Here is a 19,542-nt window from a genome sequence, read left to right on the forward strand (position 1 = left end):
GGGCAGCGGGGAGAGGGCGGTCCACGTGATCTCTACCTGTGGGAACAGGCGACATATGGCGCAAGCCGTGCATCATCTCAGCCCGTCCTCGCCAACCATATCGTCATGCGTCAGCCCGCCGACGCGCGGCAGAGGCCGCCCGGTCAGGTGCAGGGCCACGGCGACGACAATCTCTGCCGGGCGCGGGGCATCCGGGATCGAAACCCGCATCCCGTCGAAATGGCTGCGGACATAGGCGGCGTCCTTGTGGCCCAGCGGCACGTCCAGCACGACACCGGGACCGCCCATTGATTTCGACGAGGGCACCAGCGCCTTGCCGCCCCCCAGCACAGCGCGCAGCGGCGCGCCCAGTTGCGGGTGCAGCAGTGCCGCGGCATGTTCCAGCTCGCCGGACTCGCCGACAAGTGCGGCCTTGCCGTAGCCCTGAACATCCGATGTGGCGCAGCCCAGGGCGGCCAGTGCCTCACGGCCCAGCAGGTCACCCAGCTTTGCGCCGGTTTCCATCAGGTCGTTCAGGTCATCGGCATAGACCCCGGCAAAGGGGTTTTCGATCACCGCCGCCGCCAGCGCCCGGCGCGACGGCGAGGCCAGCGTCTGCCCCATCTCGGTCCGGACCTCTTCGGCCAAAGTGATGATCTTGCGTATCTTCACCGAAGCCCGTCCTCGCCCTTGACGTCCTCGGCCCTGAGGCCCCCGGCGCGGTTGTGGACGCGCGCGCCGGTGGTCATCACCAGCACCAGCAGCATCTCATCGGCCTTTGGCGCATCCGCAAGCCCCACTTCGATCGAGTCGAAATGCGACCGCACGTATGAGGCATTGGCATGGGTGATCGGCACGTCCAGCTTTGTTCCCGGCCCGCCGACCTTTTTGGTCGAGGGCACGATGGCCATGGATTTCTCGATCTTGGCGCGCATCGCATAGCCGCCGGGCGCGTGCCAGAGCGCGCCATGCTCCAGCTCTCCGTTTGTGCCGATGATTGCGCCCTTGCCATACCCCTCGATCACCGAGGCGTCACCGCCAAGCGCGTCGATCAGGTCCTGCGCCATCTGCTCGCCCAGCGGTTCGAGGTCTTTCATGAAGGGCTGGATGTCCTCCACGTAGCGTCCGGCAAACGGGTTGGCGATCACCGCCATGATGGCGGCCCGGCGCAGCGGCTTTTCGGCGACGGGGCCGCCTTCGTGCCAGATGGTTTCGGTCAGGATCGCGGTTTTGCGGATCTTGGGTTCAGGCATGGGCAAGGGTCTTTCCATATTCGGCGACGTTGGACCCAACGGTGCGCCGCATGCCCTGGCAAGCCAGACATGCGGCGACGATCAGGCCGCGGTCGCGGTACGCTTTGGCTACGATCAGACCGGCCGCAAGGGCGCGGGTCAGGGCGCGGTCCGACAGCGGGGCGACATCGGTGGTCACCAGACGGTCGCCAAGATCGCTGTCGGGGGCAAGGCTGCGCGCGGGCGTGCGGCGGATGCCGGGATGGTCCGGCAGGTTGACCGCATTGGCGATCAGCGTGGCGGCGGCATCGGCGGTTGCGGCATCCCGGCCAAGGACCGTCACAGCGTCGGCGATGCCCAGCGAATGTGAGCGGCCACGCCAGCCAGAGGTGGCGATGCCGCCGATCCCGTCACCGGCGGCGACAGAGGCACGCGCCCCTGCGGCCCCGGTCACCGGGTCTTCGCAGATGGCAAGGCTCAGGGGCGTTGTCCCGGTCCAGAGGGCGATATCGCCGCCGTTGTTCACATGCGCCCGGTCAAGGCTGTGGTCCGGGATCAGCATGGCGGCAAGGATGTGGTCGGCGACCGACCCGGCGACGGCGGCCATCGGGGTGACAAAGGTCGGGGCAAAGCGGTCGGTGGCCAATTGCATCCGGCGGGCGACGGGACCGGTCAGGTCCGGACCCTGCGGCGCGCGCAGGCGGGGCAGTTCAGAGGCAAGGGTGGTCAGAACCGGGGCAAAGGCATCGCGGGCGCGGGCATAGGCGGCGCGGATGGCCTTAACCGGGCCTTCGGCGGTGACGATGAGGTCAATCGGCCCGTGGATCAGGCGCAACCGCCCATTCGGGGACAGGCCCGCCGTCGGAGATTCGAGCCAGCTCATGACGCATCTTCCTTGGGGCCGTGCGACACTGGCCACGGGGCCCCCGGCTTGCGCCCCTCGGACCGGCGGCCGGACAGGCGGTGATCGTTCTGGCGTCCTTTCATCCCGCGTAGGGCGTCCTCGATCGGCATGACATAGTCCATGTGCCCGCCAAGTGCGGCATAGTCGGCGGCGGACATGGTGAACTCTATCGGGGCGACAAGGGCCGGTGTGGGGACATAGCCAAAGGCGTTCTTTGGCATCTGGGTCACATCGGCCATGTAGGTGATGCCGCCGCCCGGCCACATAAAGACCGGCGCGCCGCCACAGGTCACGCGGGTCAGGCGCGACTGCACAGACCGGGTGAGCGAGACCGGATTTTCTGTCACACCGGACCGCAGCGATCCCCCGGCACCCGCCATGAAGAGGACAGAGGTCAGCGATGGCTCACAGTTTTCCTCGATCCGCGCGACGGAAGGGAAAAGCCGCTCGGGCATCTCCTTCTGGACCGGTTCGAGGGCGTCGTTCAGTTCGTAATAGGCAGAATGCTCCCCGGTGGTAGAGACCATCAGCAGCGACAGGCCGGGGCGCGCGCCCTTGGCCTCTTGCCACGCGTCGAGGATCGTCAGCGGGTCGGTCAGGTCGGTGCCGCCCCAGCCGGTGCCCGGCTCGGCCACCTGAAAATATCGGCCGGGGGTCGAGCGGCGGCCCTTGATGCGAATGCCAGAGGGCTCCCAGCCGATGACCTTGCCCGCCTGATGTTCGGACATGATGCCGGTGATGTGGTCATCGACCACCACAACCTCGTCCACCAGCCCTTTCCACTGGGCGGCGAACATGCCGACCGTGGCAGAGCCGCAGCCGACGCGCATCCGCTGTTCCTGCTGGCCGTTGACCACGGGGGCCTTGCCGGCCGTGATCTCAAGATCGGCACCGTCGTCGATGGTCAGCGCCACCGTTTCACCATTGCACAGCGCAAGCAGAGAGGCGCAGGTGACGCGGCCCTCTTTCTTTGATCCGCCGGTCAGGTGATGCACACCGCCCAGCGACAGCATCTGAGAGCCGTATTCAGAGGTCGTGACATGGCCGATGATCTCGCCGTCCGCGCGGACGGCGGCGCATTCGTTGCCAAGGTGGCGGTCGGTGTCGATCTTCACCTTGGCACCGCAGTAGGAAAAGATCCCCTCTGTCACCACGGTGATCATATCCGCGCCCGCTGTCCTTGACGCGACGATGAACGGCGCGGGCTTGTAATCGGGGTAGGTCGTGCCGGACCCGACGGCGGTGATAAACGTGTCCTCGCCACTGACAAGCTCGCCGTCCCATTCCCGGTCCAGAAAGGGGACCAGTTCTACGTCGGCGCGGTTTTCAAGGATGGTCAGCGGATCGAGGCGGACAAGTTCACCGCCCTCGTTGGCGTATCGGTCACAGGCCCCGGCGCGACCGTCGGCGATGTAGCACATGACCGGACAGGCATCGCAGCGGATCTTTTCCGGTCTATCGGGGCGTTGTGTCGCTGCGTCGGTCACGAGGCTTGCTCCGGGATATTCGTTTGTACACGAACGCACGGGCGTCCGGGGTGAGTCAACAGGTTTGAATCGATCAGGATCATGGTTCAGGTCACGAAAGCCTTTTCGACCACGAATTCAGCAGGCCTGTTGTTCGCCCCTTCCTCCAGCCCGCGGGTCAGGCAAATCGCCTTGCAGTCCCCCAGCATCGCGATAGAGCCGCAGATCATCACCCGGTCGTCCTGCGCCGAAATCGGTGGCACATCCAGCATACTGTAAATGTCGCCGGATGTGATCAGATCGGTGACCCTTTTGCGCACCGGATAATCCTCACGCGTGGCGGAACTGAGCAGACGCAGGCGGTCGTGGGCCAACTCTCCGACCAGCGGATCGTGGCGGGTGGCATGGGTGATCTCTGCGCCATAGGCCAGTTCAGCGACCTCCCGGCAACCGTGCATCAGAATGACCTGCTCGAACCGGTCATAGGTGTCTGGGTCGCGGATCAGCGAGGCAAAGGGCGCGATGCCGGTGCCGGTCGACAGCATCCAGAGCCGCTTGCCCGGCTTCAGCGCGTCAAGCACCAGTGTGCCGGTGGCTTTCTGGCGCATCAGGACGGTGTCGCCTGCGCGGATTTGCTGAAGGTGCTGGGTCAGCGGCCCGTCGGGCACCTTGATCGAATAGAACTCCAGCGTGTCATCCCAAGCGGGGGAGGCGATGGAATAGGCGCGCATCACCGGGCGTTCGGCATTGGGCAGGCCGATCATCACAAACTCGCCGGACCGAAAGCGAAAGCTGGCCGGGCGGGTCACGCGAAAGCGGAAAAGGCGGTCCGTATAGTGGTGAACCTCGGTCACCGTCAGGGCGTGACATCCGGCGGGGGCGGCGTATCCGGCAGGCGCGCCGCGTAGAATCAGGTCTGGGTGATGGTCATCCATGGGCCGCTCCTGCTGCAACATTTCAGGGCAAATGCTGCGACAAAATTCATTCGTACACAAACAATATTTTATTTTTCTGCTGAAACGCGTCACGGCGATTGACAACTTTTCAGGCAAGTTCCTACCGTGCGTGTATTGTTTGCATACAAATGATGTTCCGGTCCGCTCCGGAACGGGAAAGAGGCCCGGATGACGCTGCATCGCCCCGAATCGCTTGATGCCGCCCTTGCGCTGCTCGCACAGGGGGGCGTGCTTTTGGCCGGGGGGACGGATGTCTACCCGGCGCTGCGGGACGGTGCACCGCCTGCGCAGATGATAGATGTCACGCGGGTGGACGGCCTGCGGGGGATCACCCGCAAGGACGGCCTGTGGCGCATCGGTGGTGCAACAACATGGACGGACATCCTGCGGGCGGATCTGCCCGACTGTTTCAACGGGCTCAAGTTGGCCGCGCGAGAGGTCGGGTCGGTCCAGATCCAGAACGCTGGCACCGTGGCAGGCAACATCTGCAATGCCTCACCCGCTGCGGACGGCGTGCCGCCGCTGCTGACGCTGAACGCCGAGGTTGAGATAGCCGGGGCACGCGGTGTCCGGCACGTGCCTTTGGCCGGTTTCATCACAGGGCCGCGTCAGACGGACCTGCGCGCGGGCGAGATCGTGACCGCCCTGCGGATCCCGGATGCACCGGGGCAGGCGGCGTTCCAAAAGCTGGGCGCGCGCAAGTATCTGGTCATCTCGATTGCGATGGTTGCCGTTGTGGTCGACGCCCCAGACGGCCGGATCGACCGGGCCGCCGTCGCGGTTGGCGCCTGCTCCCCGGTGGCCCGCAGGCTGCCTGCGCTGGAGGCGGCGCTGGTCGGGGCCTCGGCCAATGACCTTTCGTCGATCTGCGCCACTGCCCCGATTGACCTGTCGCCGATCGATGATGTCCGCGCCTCCGCCGCCTATCGGCACGAGGCGGTCCGGACCTTGATTTCCCGCACGCTGCTTCAGGCTATGGAGGCCTCTCATGTCGCTTGACGAACCGCAGGGCCACATCGGCTTTACCCTCAACGGTGATCAGGTGTCCGTCCCCGCGCCATCAACCGCCCGCCTGTCAGAGGTGCTGCGCGAGGCCGCCGGGGCGACAGACGTCAAGGTCGGCTGCAACGCGGGCGACTGCGGGGCCTGCACCGTGCTGGTTGACGGCGCGCCGGTCTGTGCCTGTGTGACCGCAGCGGGGCAGGTGCAGGGACGCACTGTGGAAACCCAGTCAGGGCTGGTCGCCGGGGACGAGATCGCCAAACGGCTCGCCCGGTCGTTCCAGCGCCATCAGGCCGCGCAATGCGGCATTTGTACGCCGGGGATGATGGTTGCGGCGGTGGCGCTGCTGCGCTCTGGCGCGGCACTGGATGAGGCGCGGGTGGCGGATGCGCTGGGCGGCGTGCTGTGCCGCTGCACCGGGTATCGCAAGATCATCGCGGCGGTGCTGGATGCCTCAGAGGCTGAACCGGTGACCGAAGGCGGCGTCGGCGCGCGGATCGAGCGGCTGGACGGCTGGCCCAAGGTCTCTGGCACAGAGCGGTTCGGCGATGACGTTGCGCCGTCCGATGCGCTGACCGTTGCGGTGATCCGGTCGCCCTTTCACCGCGCCGGGTTCGTGTTCGGAGACTTGGACGCCTATCGCAAGGACACCGGGCTGGACCTGATCCTGACGGCGCGGGACGTGCCGGGCGACAACCTCTTTGGCGTGATCCCCGGCTTCATCGACCAGCCGGTCTTTGCCGTGGACGAGGCCAGACACAAGGGAGAGGCGGTCGCAGCCGTGGTCGGCCCCGCCGCGCTGCTGGCAGAACTGCCGCCGTTCCCCGTGACGTGGGAGGAACGCCCCGCCACCCTGACCCCGGAGGGCGCGGGGCAGGCCGACCTTCTTCATACCACGCGGGCCGGGAACGTCATGTGCCGGGGCTATGTCGCGCGCGGCGATGCCGCGGGGGCGATGGCAAAGGCTGCGCACCGGGTATCGGGCGATTTTTCGACCGGGTTCATCGAACACGGCTATATCGAGCCCGAAGCCGCCAGTGCCCGCCGCGTCGGCGACCGGATCGAAGTCAGTTGCTGCACGCAGGCCCCCTTCATGAACCGCGACGGGCTGGCGGGCATCCTCGGGCTGAAACCCGAGGACGTGCGGATCATCCCGACCGCGACCGGCGGCGGCTTTGGGTCCAAGCTGGACCTGTCGGCCCAGCCCTTTGTCGCGCTGGCGGCTTGGAGTCTCAACCGCCCGGTCCGCATGGCCTATACCCGCACTGAAAGCATCGCGACCACCACCAAGCGGCACCCCTCGGCGGTCCATATGGAAATCGGCGCGGATGCGACCGGCCGTATCGTCGCCGCGCAGTTCGACGGGGTGTTCAACACCGGCGCTTATTCCAGTTGGGGACCGACGGTCGCCAACCGCGTGCCGATCCATGCGTCGGGGCCGTATCTCACGCCGAACTATGAGGCCAAAAGCGTCGGGATTCACACCAACACCGTCTCCTGCGGCGCGTTCCGTGGTTTTGGCGTGCCGCAATCGGCGGTGGCGCAGGAACAGCTTTACGACATGCTTGCCGACAGGCTGGGCATCGACAGGCTGGAACTGCGCCGGATCAACGCGCTGAAGAATGGCGCGCCGACCGTGACGGGGCAGGTTTTTGAGACCGGCATGGGGATCGACGCCTGTTTCGACGCGCTGAAACCGGCGTGGGACCGGGCGCTGGCAGAGGCGGCGGCGCACAATGCCACGGTGTCGACGACACGGCGCGGGGTCGGCGTGGCGGGTGGCTGGTACGGCTGCGGCAATACCTCGATGTCGAACCCCTCGACCATCCGGGCGGGGGTTACTCCGGCGGGTGAAATCGTGTTGCATCAGGGCGCAGTGGATATCGGTCAGGGGTCGAACACGGTGATTTCGCAGATCTTCGCGACCGCCCTTGGCGTGCCGGTCGGGCAGATCACCCTCGTCGGTGCCGATACGGATGTGACGCCGGATGCGGGCAAGACCTCGGCCTCACGCCAGACCTTTATCACCGGCAATGCGGCGCGGTTGGCGGGAGAGGCGCTGCGGGCGCAGATCCTGCGGCTGGGAAACGTCGGAGACGGGGCCAGTATCCTCCTTGGCGCAGGCGGGATCGACCTTGTCGAAGACGGCATGACCCGGCGCATCGCCTTGCCCGAAAGCGACGGTTACGCGCTTGAGGTGCTTGAAACCTATGACCCGCCGACCCTGCCGCTGGATGCAAACGGACAGGGCGCGCCCTATGCCGTTTTTGGCACAACCGCGCAGATGGTCGAACTGGAGGTCGACATGGAACTGGGAACGGTGCGGTTGCTGAAGTTCACCGCCGCCCATGATGTCGGTCGCGCGATCAACCCGCTGCTGGTCGAGGGCCAGATCGAGGGCGGGATTGCGCAGGGCATCGGGCTTGCACTGATGGAAGAGTTTATTCCCGGTCGGACCGAGAACCTGCACGATTACCTGATCCCGACCATTGGCGACGTCCCCGAGATCGCCTCGATCATTCTCGAAAGCGGCGACCAGCATGGCCCCTATGGTGCCAAGGGGCTGGGAGAGCACTGCCTGATCCCGACCGCGCCCGCGGTGCTGAACGCCATCGCCCATGCCTCGGGTGTCCGTATCCACCATCTGCCCGCGACGCCTGACAAGCTGCGCGCGGCGATCCTTGCGAAAGGCCTTGAATGACGCGCTCTGACCTGACCGGCAGTTTCGCCGGGATCGACGTTGGCGGGACGTTTACCGACCTCGTCCATTACGACAGCCGCGCGGGGCGGGTGCGTCTGGCCAAAGTGCCGACAACGCTGGACAATCAGGCGCATGGCGTGCTCGCCGCGCTGGACGCGGCTGAGGTCGATGCGGCCACGCTTGACCTTATCGTGCACGGGACAACGACGACAACCAACGCGGTTTTGGAACGGCGGCTCTGCAAGACCGGGCTAATCACCACGCAGGGGTTTCGCGACGTGCTGGAACTGGGGCGGCGGACCCGCCCGCAGGCCTATGGCATGTCCGGCCAGTTCCGCCCGCTGATCCCGCGCGACCTGCGGCTGGAGGTGCCGGAACGCATGCTGGCGGACGGGACCGAATACCTGCCCTTGGATGAGGACGCCCTGCGCGCGGCCCTGCGCCAGTTGGTGGCCGAGGACTGCGAGGCGCTGGTGATCCATTTCCTGCACGCCTACGCCAACCCGGCGCATGAGCGCCGCGCCGGGGAGATCGCGCATGAGGAATGGCCGAACGGCAACATCACCCTTGGCCATGCCCTGCTGTCGGAAAGCCGGGAATACGAACGCGGCGTGACGGCGGCGGTCAATGCGTCGGTCCAGCCCCTGCTGCGCCGGTATGTCGAACGGCTGGCCGACCGCCTGTCCGAGCGCGGCTATCAGCGCGACCTGCTGGTGATGAACGGCAATGGCGGCATGGTCTCGGCCCGGATCGTGGCCGAAGAGGCGGCAAAGACGGTGATGTCTGGCCCCGCGTCGGGCGTGATGGCGGCGGCCTATACCGGGCGGCGGGCGGGCATACCGGATCTGTTGACCTATGACATGGGCGGCACCTCGACCGACGTGGCGATGATCCGGGGCGCGGACCCGGCGGTGTCGCATGAGATCGAGATCGAATACGCCATGCCGATCCACGTGCCGATGGTCGACGTGCGGACCGTGGGCGCGGGCGGCGGATCAATCGCGCGGGTGAACGCGGCTGGACTGTTGCAGGTCGGGCCAGAAAGCGCCGGCTCCTCCCCCGGTCCGATCTGCTATGGCAAAGGCGGGACAGAGCCGACCATCTCGGATGCCAACATGCTGCTGGGCCGGATGAACCCGGACCGGCTGAACACCGGGGCAGGGGGCGTTTCGCTCGACACGATCCGCGCGGCGTTTGCGGCCAGGATCGGGACACCCCTCGGGCTGGACCCGACAGAGGCCGCCGCCGCCGTGTTGCGGATTGCAACCGCAAAGATGGCCGATGCGGTGCGTATGGTGTCGATCTCGCTGGGCGAGGACCCGCGCGATTTCGCGCTCTTCGCCTTTGGCGGTGCCGGGCCGTTGCATGCCTGCGCCATCGCGCGGGAACTGGGCGTGCCTCGGGTTCTGGTGCCCGCGCGACCGGGGATCACCAATGCGCTTGGCTGTATCGTCGCGGACCTGCGGCACGATTTCGTACAAACGATCAACCGGCCGCTCGACCTGTGCGACATGGATGAGGTCCACGCCGCCTTTGCGGCACAGATCGAGGCCGGGACAGCGGCGGTCAACCGCGAACGGGTCGAGATCGCCGAACAGTTGGTTGTGCATTCGGTGGACATGCAGTTCATCGGCCAGACACATCTGTTGCGGGTGCCTCTGTCGGACGCGGTGCCGTCCCGCGAGGCGCTTCAGGCGCTGTTCGAAGAGGCCTATTTCCGGCGCTTTCAGGTCAAACTGCCAGAGATCCGGCCCGCCCTTGTCAACGTGAACACCTCGGTGATCGGACGGCGGCCAGAAGTTGACCTGTCGTTGCTGATCAATGCCTCCGACCGGCGGGAAACACTGGCCGAGGCGCAGACCGGCACGCGAGAGGTCTTTTTCGACGGCTGGGTGGCGGCTCCGGTGTTCTGGCGGGATTTTCTGCCCGCCGACGCGACGGTGACCGGACCCGCGATCATCGAACAGATGGACTGTACTCTGGTGATGGAACCCGGTGACAGCGCCACGCAGGATGCCGACGGCAACCTGATCGTCACCGTGGGGCGGCGGACATGACCGCCGTGCGCCGCCACGGGTGTTCCCGGCAACCGTTGCGGGACCATGACGGACCCCGGCCCCATCTTTCCGCAAAACACCGCCGCCAGAGACAGGCCGGTTTGCCAGACGGCCCCAAGGCCGGGACAGGAGCGCGCCCATGACCATCGACCCGATCACTCTGACCGTCATCCAGTCCGGTCTTCAGCAGGTCTGCGACGAGATGGACCTGAGCTTTTCGCGCGCGGCCTTCTCGCCGGTGATCGCCGAGGCGAACGACCGTTCCGACGGGATTTATTCGGCAGAGGACGGCAGCCTGATCGCGCAGGGCTCTATGGGGCTGCCGGTCTTTGTGGGCACGATGCAGTTTTCCACCCGGACGCTGATCGCGATGATTGCCTCGGGCAAGGCTGCCGCGCCAAAGCCCGGCGACATCTATATCGTCAACGATCCCTATCTGGGCGGGACGCATCTGATGGATGTGCGCTTTGCCATGCCGGTCTATCGCGACGGGCAGATTTTCTGCTGGCTGTCCAACACCGGACACTGGCCCGATACCGGCGGCGCGGTGCCGGGCGGGTTTTCGGCCTCGGCCACGGAGGTCGAACAAGAGGGGCTGCGGCTGCCGCCAGTGCGGCTGTTCAAGGAGGGGGAGCTTGATCCAGAGATCTACGGCATCATCTGTTCCAACATCCGCGTCGCGGACCAGCGGATCGGCGACGTCAAGGCACAGGCGGCGGCGCTCTACGTGGGAGAAACGCGGCTGAAGCGGCTGCTTGACCGCTATGGCGACGACACCGTGCGGGAGGCAATCGGAGAGTTGCGGACCCGCGCCGCGCACCAGATGCGGGCCAACATCGCGCGCATCCCACCGGGAACCTATACCTCGGTCGCCTATGTGGACAGCGACGGCGTTGTGAACGAGCCCTTGGAAATCCGGCTGGCGATCACCGCCGATGGCGAGGCGCTGACCTTTGATTTCACCGGCTCATCGGCCCCCTGCACCGGCCCGATGAACTCTGTTCTGGCGACCACTCAATCCTCTGTCTACCTCGCCATGCGCCACATTTTTCCGGATGTGCCGATCAGCGCCGGAGCGTTTGAGCCGCTAAAGATACGGCGGCCAGAGGGCACCTTTCTGGACGCGCAATATCCGCGCCCGGTGTCGGGCTGTGCGGCAGAGGTCAGCCAGCGGCTCGCCGAGGCGGTTTTTGCGGCGCTGGTCGGCCCCTTGCCCGATATCGTCACCGCGGCACCCGCCGGGACATCGGGGAACTTTGCCCTTGGCGGCGACGTGCCCGAAGAGGGCCGAAGCTATGTGATGTACCAGATTTCAGGCGGCGGCTACGGCGGTTATGCGGGGGGAGACGGGATATCGAACGGCTGTTCGACCATCGGGATTTCCAAGTCTCCGCCGGTCGAGATCATGGAACAGCAGTTTCCCGTCCTGTACCACCGCTACGCGCTGCACGAGGGATCGGGCGGGGCCGGCAAGCATCGCGGCGGGCTTGGCCTCGACTATGAGGTCGAGATCCTGCGCGGCACGGCGCGGGCCAGTTTCGTGATGGATCACGGCAGATTCGGCCCGCAAGGCGTGCTTGGCGGCGATGACGGGGGGGTGAACCGTGTTGTCGTCACCCAGTCCGGGCACAGCTTCGTGCCAGAACATCTCTCGAAAGCGCAGGGCATCGCCTTGGCTGTGGGCGACCGGGTGCGGGTCCGGACGCCGGGCGGTGGCGGGTATGGCGACCCGTCCCAGCGCGATCCGGCCCTTGTCGCCGAAGACGTGCGGCTGGGACGGTATAGCGCGGACGAGGCATTGAGGCTTTTTGGCCCTGACGGCGGCAGCCAGTCCGGCGGCGGCGGGGACCACGGCGCTGATGTTCCACCGCTGTCATCCGGCGGTTGAGGCGTCGTCTTCCTTGGCCCGGAACGCGCGTCTGTTCGCAGGCGTGCCTTGCGACGCGCGGGGCCGGGGCGGGACAGCCGCGGCTCAGCGGACGGAGTTGATGGAGCTATCCAGCAGGTGCCGGGTGTAGGGGTCCTTGGCCTCTAGCCGTCGCATGTCATCGACGGCCAGCACCTCGACAAAGCGGCCTTCTTTCATCACCCCGATCCGTTCGCAAAGGTGCCCGACCACACCCAGATCATGCGAGACCATCACATAGGTCAGGTTGTGCTCGCCGCGCAGGTCCGTCAGCAGGTTCAGGATTTCGGCCTGCACCGAAACATCCAGCGCGGAGGTCGGCTCATCCAGCAGCAGGATCGACGGATCACAGGCCAGCGCGCGGGCAATGGCGACGCGCTGCCGTTGCCCCCCCGACAATTGGTGCGGATAGCGAAAGCGAAAGCCAGCCCCAAGGCCCACATCGTCCAGCAATCGCCCGATCCGTTTGTCAATGTCCTGCACGCCGTGCAGACCCATCGCCTCAGACAGGACGCGGTCAACCGTTTGCCGCGGATGCAGAGAGGCATAGGGGTCCTGAAAGACCATCTGAACCTTGCGGTAAAACGCCTTGCTGCGGCGCGCGCCAAGGGCCTCTCCGGCGACGGTCATGTCGCCGGACCATGTTGGCACCAACCCGGCGATGGCCCGCAGGATCGTCGATTTGCCAGAGCCGCTTTCGCCCACAAGGCCAAAGCTTTCGCCGTCGGCCACCTGAAAACTGACGTCCTTGACCGCCATCGCCCGCTCGGTGCCAGAGCCGAACCAGACGTCGAGATTGCGGATTTCGATGGCGCTCATTGGCGGGCACTCACAGACGGGGCCTCACGCCAGGCGGGGTCGCGTTGCAGCACCTCCAGCCTGTCGCGGGGGTGTTCCAGATCGGGAACCGAATTCAGCAGGCCCAGCGTATAGGGGTGTTTCGCTTGGCCCAACTCGCTGGCCTTGCAGGTTTCGACGATGCGACCTGCGTACATGATGGCGATGCGGTCGCAGAACTTGGCGACAAGGTTCAGGTCATGGCTGATGAACATCAACCCCATGCCACGATTGCGCACCAGCTTGTCCATGATGTCCAGAACTTGCAGTTGCACAGACACATCCAGCGCCGAGGTCGGCTCATCCGCGATGAGGATTTCGGGGTTGGGCAGCAGCATCATGGCAATCATGATGCGCTGGCCCATGCCGCCGGACACCTCGTGCGGGTATAGGTCAAAGACCCGCTCGGGTTCGCGGATCGCGACCTCATCCAGCACTTCGATGGCGCGTTTGCGGGCCTCGCTGCGCGAGATGGGCTCATGCGCGCGCAGGGCCTCGACCAGTTGCTGGCCGACGCTCATCACCGGGTTGAGCGAGAACTTGGGGTCCTGCATGACCATCGACACCCGGCCGCCACGCAGTTTCCGCATCCGCTTTTCCGAGATCGACAGGATATCCTCGCCGTGAATCTCAAGCTTGTCGGCCTTGATGGAACCGGGGGGGCGGATCAGGCGCAGCACGGCGCGGCCCGTCATCGACTTGCCCGATCCGCTTTCGCCGACAATGCCCAGACGCTCACGTCCAAGGGTGAAGGAAATGCCGCGCACAGCATCAAAGACACCGGATCGGGTGCGGAACCGCACCCAGAGGTTCTCGACATCCAGAAGAGGGGTTTCGTCGGTCATGCGTCGCCTTCCTTGGGGTCCAGAACGTCGCGCAACCCGTCACCCAGCAGGTTGAAGGCAAGGCTGATGGCAAAGATCGCGATGCCGGGGATCGTGGCGACCCACCAGTAATCGAGGATATACTTGCGCCCCTCAGAGATCATTGCGCCCCATTCCGGGCTGGGCGGTTGCGCACCAAGGCCAAGAAAGCCCAGACCCGCTGCCGTCAGGATTATCCCCGCCATGTCCAGCGTCACCCGGATCACCAGCGACGAGATACACAGCGGCCAGATGTGACGCGTGACGATGCGCAGCGGCCCCGCGCCTTGCAGGCGGATTGCGTGGATATAGTCGGAATTGCGGATGGTCAGCGTTTCCGCCCGCGCGATCCGCGCATAGGGCGGCCATGCGGTCAATGAGATGGCCAGCACCGCGTTTTCGATCCCGGCCCCCAGCGCCGCCACAAAGGCCAGCGCCAGAATGAGCCGCGGAAAGGCCAGAAAGATATCGGTGACCCGCATCAGCAACACGTCCACCCAGCCCCCGGCATAGCCGGAGACGGTGCCGACGATCAGCCCGACAAGCGGGGCGACCATGACCACCAGCAGCACGATATAGATCGAGATGCGCGCGCCGTATAACAGCCGCGAATACAGGTCCCGCCCCAGACTGTCGGTGCCCAGAAGATGCCCGTTGTCGCCGGGCGCAAGCAGGCGCTGTCCCAGATCCTGTGCAAAGGGATCGTGGCTGGCCAGCAGCGGCGCAAAGATCGCCGCCAGGATCAGGAACGCCAGAACGGCAAGACCGAACATCGCCAGCGTGTTCGACCGGAACGTCAGCCAGCCCTTGTACCACGAGGCAAACCGGGCCTGTCGGCGCGAACTGGGTTCTTCTGACAGCAGCCAGCTGCGCAGTCCTTGTGTGCCGGGTGTGCTGGTCATTTGGACCTCGGATCAAAGAAGCGGTAAAGCAGGTCGGAAAAGATGTTGATCCCCACGAAAATGGTGCCGATCACGATGGTGCCGCCAAGGACAGAGTTCATGTCGTTGGCCAGCAGCGAGGTCGTGATGTATTGCCCCAGACCGGGCCAGGCAAAGATGATCTCTGTCAGCACCGACCCTTCCAGCAGGTTGGCATAGGCCAGCGCAATCACGGTTATCAGCTGGATACGGATGTTGCGAAAGGCATGGCCCCAGACCACTTGCCATTCACTCAGCCCCTTGACCCGTGCTGTGGTGACATATTCCGTGCCCAGCTGTTCCAGCATGAACGACCGCGTCATCCGGCTGATATAGGCGAGGCTGTAGTAGCCCAGCAAAGAGGCGGGCAGGATGATGTGCGAAAAGGCATTCTTGAAGACGGTCCATTCGCCGCGCAATGCGCTGTCCACCAGCAACATGCCGGTGATCGGCTCGACGATCCCCTGATAGAAGATCCCCAATCGTCCGGGGCCGGCGACCCAGCCAAGAATGCCGTAAAACACCAGCAACCCCACAAGGCCCAGCCAGAAGATGGGCATGGAGTAGCCGATCAACCCGACAAAGCGCGCCAGTTGGTCAATCCAGCTGCCGCGCCGGACGGCGGCCAACACCCCCAGAGGCACGCCCAGCACCACGCCAAAGAGCGTGCCCAGCGTCGCCAGTTCCAGCGTCGCGGGAAAGACGCGGGCGATGTCGGTTGTGACCTCCTGACCGGTGCGGATCGATTTGCCGAAGTCGCCATGCAGGATGTCGTTCACATAGATCCCGAATTGCACCAGCAGCGGCTGATCAAGCCCGAGATCGATATAGGTCTGGTCGTATTGTTCCTGTGTCGCCCGTTCGCCGATCACGGCCAGAACCGGGTCGATCGGCATCACCCGGCCGATCATGAACGTCACGAAAAGAAGACCGAGGATTGTCGCCGCCACGGTCGCAACCGTGGCAAGCGTCTTTCTCAGCCACGGAGGGAAGGACGGCATCTGCCGTCCTTCGCCACGAGCTTGGGTATCGGTCATTTACTTTGTGATGACCCAGTAAGAGACCGCCGTCGTCGCGCCGCCGGCGACAAAGTTCTCGACGCTGGCACCCATGCCGTTCTGTTCGATCTGCTGGAACATCACGCCAAAGGGGCTGACCTTTTGATGTTCGGCCTGCAAGGCCAGATACATCTCGCGCCGTTTGTCGGTGTCGTTCTCGACCACGGCGGCAAGGGTCTGCTCGCTCATTTCCGGGATACCCCATGCGTTGCGCCATGCCAGAAGGCCGGTCGCGCCTGCCGCGTCAGAGTTGTCGGGGTTGAACGCGAAGGTGCCTGCGTTGGTGTTCGGGTCCGGATAATCCGGGCCCCATGCGCCAAGGTAGATGTCATGCTCGCGCGCACGGTAACGATCCAGCGTTTGCGCGCCGGTGCCGACGATCAGTTCGATATCGCAGCCCAGCATCCCCCATGTGTTTTGCAGCGACTGCGCGATGTCCAGACGTTCCTGCGCGTCGCGAACAGAGATCTTGATCGGTCCGCACTCCGGAAATCCGGAGTCCGCCAGCGCGGCCTTGGCGGCCTCGATGTCATAGGTATACGGCTTGTTCTCCAGAGCGCCGAGGAAGGTCAGCGGCAGGAAGGCCTGATGCACCGTGTACTGCCCCTTGAGGAACGACCCGGACATGCCCTCATAGTCGGTGGCCAGTTTCAGCGCCTCCAGCACCTTGGGATCGGACAGCATCGCGTTTTTCTGGTTGGCCGAGAAATACATCAGGCGCCCGCGCAGTTCGTCGACGATCTTGACGCCGTCGACCTTTTCCAGACCGGCCACATCCTCGGGTGACAGGTTGCGCGCCACGTCGATGTCGCCGCGTTCCAGTTGCAGGCGCTGTGTCGCGCTTTCCTGAATGTGCTGGACGATCACCCGTTCCATCGCGGGCTTTTCGCCGCTGTAGTTCGGGTTCAGGTCCATCAGGACGCTTTCATTCGGCTTCCATGAGACAACCTTGTAGGGGCCGGAACCGGCGGTATTGGTGCGCAGCCAGCCGTTGCCCATGTCGCCGTCGACCTCATTGGCCATCGCGGTCTTCATGTCGACGATCCCGCCGATGGTGGCGGTCAGGCAGTTCAGGACAAAGGACACGGCGTAGGGCTTGTCCAGCGTCAGCACCAGCGTCTTGTCATCGGTTGCGACGATGGTCTGTTCCACGTTCTCGGCGGTAAAGCCGAACTGCGTCAGGATAAACGCCGGAGTCTTGTTCAGCAGCACCGCACGACGCAGCGAGAATTCCGCATCCTTGGCCGTCACCGGATTGCCCGAGGCAAACACATTCCCGTCCGCCATGGTAAAGGTGATGGTCTTGCCGTCGTCGGAGATCGTCCAGCTTTCGGCCAGATCGGGCTGATACCCGGCATCAAGGTCCAGCGGATCGAAGTTCACCAGCTTGTTGTAGACATTGCGGCTGACGTCCGCGCCCGCGAACTCAAAGCTTTCAGCCGGGTCAAAGGTCTTGATGTCGTCGATCCGGTTGGCGATCACCAGCATGTTCGGCGGCGTTTCCGCCATGACCGGCGCGACTACGCCTGCCGACAGCATTGCGGTCACCACCGCTGCTACAAATGACTTTTTCATTGTTTAACTCCCTGTTTGTTATCAAACGCCCCAAGTTTTTCTCAGGACGCGCAGCCAGTTCCCATGCGTGACCTTGGCCAACAGGCCATCATCGACACCATGGGATCGCAGTGCCTCGATAAGGTTGGGCAGGCCCGCGCAGTCTTTGATCGGGGCGGGAACCAGCGCCCCGTCAAAATCCGATCCCAAGCCTACGCGATCCTCACCCAATCTTTGGACCAGATGGTCAAAATGTTGGAGCATGATGTCAAGCTCAAACTCGGCATCCATGCGCCCGTCGGGCCGCAGGAAGGCGCTGGCAAAATTGATGCCCACCATTCCATCGCTGTCGCGGATCATGTCCAGCTGTCGGTCGGTCAGGTTGCGCGAATGCGGACAAACGGCCCATGCGTTTGAATGTGTCGCCACAAGCGGCGCATCACTGATGCGGGCGACGTCCTCGACACCCTTGGCGTTCAGATGCGACAGATCCACCAGTATCTTCAGTTGGTTACATTCCCGGACCAGCGCCTTGCCCGCCTCCGTCAGTCCCGGCCCGATGTCCGGGTCAGAGGGATAGCGGAAGGGCACGCCATGGCCCCAGACGGTGTCCCGGCTCCAGACCGGACCAAGAGAGCGCAACCCGCGTGCGTGCCAAGCGTGCAACCGCTGGAAGTCGCGGTCCACGGCCTCTGCGCCCTCGATATGCATCACGGCGGCCATTTCCGGGGCGGGCAGGGCGGTCTCTACCTCGGCGGCCGTCCGGCAGAGGCGCACGGCACCCGCCGCCTCCAGATCCTCCAGCGCCGTGAACCCGCGTTCCGTCCAGTCGCGTGCCTCGTCCTCAGGCACGATCTCTGGCAGGGGAATGTCATAGGCGGGTTTTGTCATCTCTTCGTGACGCACGGCTTTGTTGCCGGGGCTGGGCACAAAAATCGCGAACATCCCGCCACCAAAGCCGCCGCTTTGCGCGCGCGGCTTGTCGATATGGCCATCGGGCAGGCCCTCGGCCACTTGCTTTGCGGTCACATCGCCCCGCAGCAGGCGCAGAACCAGATCGTTGTGTCCGTCAAAGACCGGGAATTTGGTCATGGTGTCTCCAGTGACAGTTTGAATCCGAAATGCGTCGGCTCGAACCCGGCGCGTTCGTAGAAACGATGGGCCTCTGCGCGGCGGCGGTCCGAGGTCAGTTGCACCAATGAACATCCTCGACGTCGCGCCTCGTTGATGGACCAGTCGAGCAGGGCCTGACCCAGCCCCTGACCGCGCAGCGCCCGCGCCACACGCATCGCCTCGATCTGCGCGCGCCATGCGCCGTGCCGGGACAGGCCGGGGATAAACGACAACAGCAATGTGGCCGCGATGGTGCCCTCTGCCTCACCGACAAGCAGCAGGTGGTTGGGGTCAGCGTCTATGACGTCAAACGCGCTCTGATAGGCATGATCGGGAGTGGCAAAGTCTCGGGTCTGGCCGATGTCGTCGTCTGCATAGAGCGCGATCAGCGCGGACAAGTCACCCTGCCGGGCGAGTCGGATAGAGAGTCGGCTGTGGATCATGCGCCAACCCTTGGCGAAGACGCGGTAATTAGCAACACATGCGCCGCCTTGGCATGACGGTCCGGAACCGCCCGGCGTGCATGTGCGATTGCGGGTTCGTCTCAATATAACAGGGTATTACCGGTGTGGCCCAAGACTACCGAGGTGCAAGGTGTTGACCTTGCCAATCGATAATAAAGTACGCAGACCCTGTGTTGCCGGGCAGAGGATACGCCGTTAGCACCTGCGGGACCTGCCGTTGCATGGCGCGGATCATGGCACGGAACCTCGCCCGTCTGGTGGCGGCGCGCCACAAACGGATCGCCGTCCGGATCAATTGCGTAGGGCGCGGCATGATCCCCCCTGAAGCCGTGGGATGACGCTGGCAGGGGACAGAGGTCTTTCCCCCTTCAGCCGGTTTGCACAACATGGCCGGGCCAAGGCTTATACGGTTTTGTCAGCGCGCCCAAGCGGCTGTCCGGTTGGCTGGATTAACTGAGCTACCTCCCGAAATTCGGACACTGACATAAGCTATGATTTGCAGTCTGCTGATCTTCGACGAGAAGGAGATC

16 protein-coding genes are annotated in these 19,542 nt (G+C 64.7%); 4 read left to right on the forward strand and 12 right to left on the reverse strand.

Going from position 1 to position 19,542, the window contains the following annotated elements:
- Positions 1-72: 72 nt before the first annotated feature.
- From ACN0S5_RS11485 to ACN0S5_RS11505, 5 genes are all read right to left on the reverse strand, one after another.
- On the reverse strand, positions 73-651 hold the full coding sequence (locus ACN0S5_RS11485) for an amino acid synthesis family protein (RefSeq protein ID WP_417208400.1): 579 nt from the start codon (positions 649-651) through the stop codon (positions 73-75).
- Complete coding sequence (locus ACN0S5_RS11490; RefSeq protein WP_417208401.1) at positions 648-1,232, reverse strand: amino acid synthesis family protein; 585 nt, start codon at positions 1,230-1,232, stop codon at positions 648-650. The genes ACN0S5_RS11485 and ACN0S5_RS11490 overlap by 4 nt, the downstream gene beginning before the upstream one ends.
- Positions 1,225-2,094 carry a UPF0280 family protein gene (locus ACN0S5_RS11495; RefSeq protein WP_417208402.1) on the reverse strand — a complete coding sequence of 290 codons (870 nt, stop codon included), beginning with the start codon at positions 2,092-2,094 and terminating at the stop codon, positions 1,225-1,227. The genes ACN0S5_RS11490 and ACN0S5_RS11495 overlap by 8 nt, the downstream gene beginning before the upstream one ends.
- Positions 2,091-3,536: a 6-hydroxynicotinate reductase gene (locus tag ACN0S5_RS11500; RefSeq protein WP_417208421.1), complete on the reverse strand. Its 1,446-nt coding sequence runs from the start codon at positions 3,534-3,536 to the stop codon at positions 2,091-2,093. The genes ACN0S5_RS11495 and ACN0S5_RS11500 overlap by 4 nt, the downstream gene beginning before the upstream one ends.
- A 152-nt stretch (positions 3,537-3,688) precedes the next feature.
- A complete protein-coding gene (locus ACN0S5_RS11505; RefSeq protein ID WP_417208403.1) occupies positions 3,689-4,516 on the reverse strand; it encodes a ferredoxin--NADP reductase in 828 nt (275 codons plus the stop codon).
- A gap of 189 nt (positions 4,517-4,705) precedes the next feature.
- On the opposite strand from ACN0S5_RS11505, the gene ACN0S5_RS11510 reads away from it, so the two are divergent.
- The 4 genes from ACN0S5_RS11510 (at position 4,706) to ACN0S5_RS11525 (ending at position 12,185) form a co-directional block, all read left to right on the forward strand.
- On the forward strand, positions 4,706-5,536 hold the full coding sequence (locus ACN0S5_RS11510) for an FAD binding domain-containing protein (RefSeq protein WP_417208405.1): 831 nt from the start codon (positions 4,706-4,708) through the stop codon (positions 5,534-5,536).
- The gene (locus ACN0S5_RS11515) at positions 5,526-8,240 is read left to right on the forward strand and encodes a molybdopterin-dependent oxidoreductase (protein WP_417208406.1); all 2,715 of its coding nucleotides are present in this window, start codon (positions 5,526-5,528) and stop codon (positions 8,238-8,240) included. The genes ACN0S5_RS11510 and ACN0S5_RS11515 overlap by 11 nt, the downstream gene beginning before the upstream one ends.
- Positions 8,237-10,297 (forward strand): hydantoinase/oxoprolinase family protein, encoded by a 2,061-nt coding sequence (locus tag ACN0S5_RS11520; RefSeq protein WP_417208407.1) that lies wholly within the window; start codon positions 8,237-8,239, stop codon positions 10,295-10,297. Before ACN0S5_RS11515 ends, ACN0S5_RS11520 begins: the two co-directional genes overlap by 4 nt.
- 139 nt (positions 10,298-10,436) lie before the next feature.
- On the forward strand, positions 10,437-12,185 hold the full coding sequence (locus ACN0S5_RS11525; protein ID WP_417208408.1) for a hydantoinase B/oxoprolinase family protein: 1,749 nt from the start codon (positions 10,437-10,439) through the stop codon (positions 12,183-12,185).
- Between the two features lie 84 nt (positions 12,186-12,269).
- Here the strand turns inward: ACN0S5_RS11525 and ACN0S5_RS11530 are convergent, their stop codons facing one another.
- From ACN0S5_RS11530 to ACN0S5_RS11560, 7 genes are read right to left on the reverse strand one after another with little or no spacing between them, the layout of a single operon-like run.
- Positions 12,270-13,022 carry an ABC transporter ATP-binding protein gene (locus tag ACN0S5_RS11530; protein ID WP_417208410.1) on the reverse strand — a complete coding sequence of 251 codons (753 nt, stop codon included), beginning with the start codon at positions 13,020-13,022 and terminating at the stop codon, positions 12,270-12,272.
- Positions 13,019-13,885, reverse strand: a complete 867-nt coding sequence (locus tag ACN0S5_RS11535; protein WP_417208411.1) for an ABC transporter ATP-binding protein — start codon at positions 13,883-13,885, stop codon at positions 13,019-13,021. The genes ACN0S5_RS11530 and ACN0S5_RS11535 overlap by 4 nt, the downstream gene beginning before the upstream one ends.
- Positions 13,882-14,805, reverse strand: coding sequence for an ABC transporter permease (locus ACN0S5_RS11540; RefSeq protein WP_417208412.1), 924 nt, complete (start codon positions 14,803-14,805; stop codon positions 13,882-13,884). Before ACN0S5_RS11540 ends, ACN0S5_RS11535 begins: the two co-directional genes overlap by 4 nt.
- Positions 14,802-15,824 (reverse strand): ABC transporter permease, encoded by a 1,023-nt coding sequence (locus tag ACN0S5_RS11545; protein WP_417208413.1) that lies wholly within the window; start codon positions 15,822-15,824, stop codon positions 14,802-14,804. The genes ACN0S5_RS11540 and ACN0S5_RS11545 overlap by 4 nt, the downstream gene beginning before the upstream one ends.
- 36 nt (positions 15,825-15,860) lie before the next feature.
- Complete coding sequence (locus ACN0S5_RS11550) at positions 15,861-17,456, reverse strand: ABC transporter substrate-binding protein (RefSeq protein ID WP_417208414.1); 1,596 nt, start codon at positions 17,454-17,456, stop codon at positions 15,861-15,863.
- A 21-nt stretch (positions 17,457-17,477) separates the two neighbouring features.
- Positions 17,478-18,527, reverse strand: a complete 1,050-nt coding sequence (locus ACN0S5_RS11555; protein ID WP_417208415.1) for a dipeptidase — start codon at positions 18,525-18,527, stop codon at positions 17,478-17,480.
- The gene (locus tag ACN0S5_RS11560; protein ID WP_417208416.1) at positions 18,524-18,991 is read right to left on the reverse strand and encodes a GNAT family N-acetyltransferase; all 468 of its coding nucleotides are present in this window, start codon (positions 18,989-18,991) and stop codon (positions 18,524-18,526) included. Before ACN0S5_RS11560 ends, ACN0S5_RS11555 begins: the two co-directional genes overlap by 4 nt.
- Positions 18,992-19,542: the final 551 nt, after the last annotated feature.

Origin of the sequence: Antarctobacter sp. (genome assembly GCF_048262615.1) — a bacterium.
In the GTDB taxonomy this organism is placed as follows: Bacteria; Pseudomonadota; Alphaproteobacteria; order Rhodobacterales; family Rhodobacteraceae; genus Antarctobacter.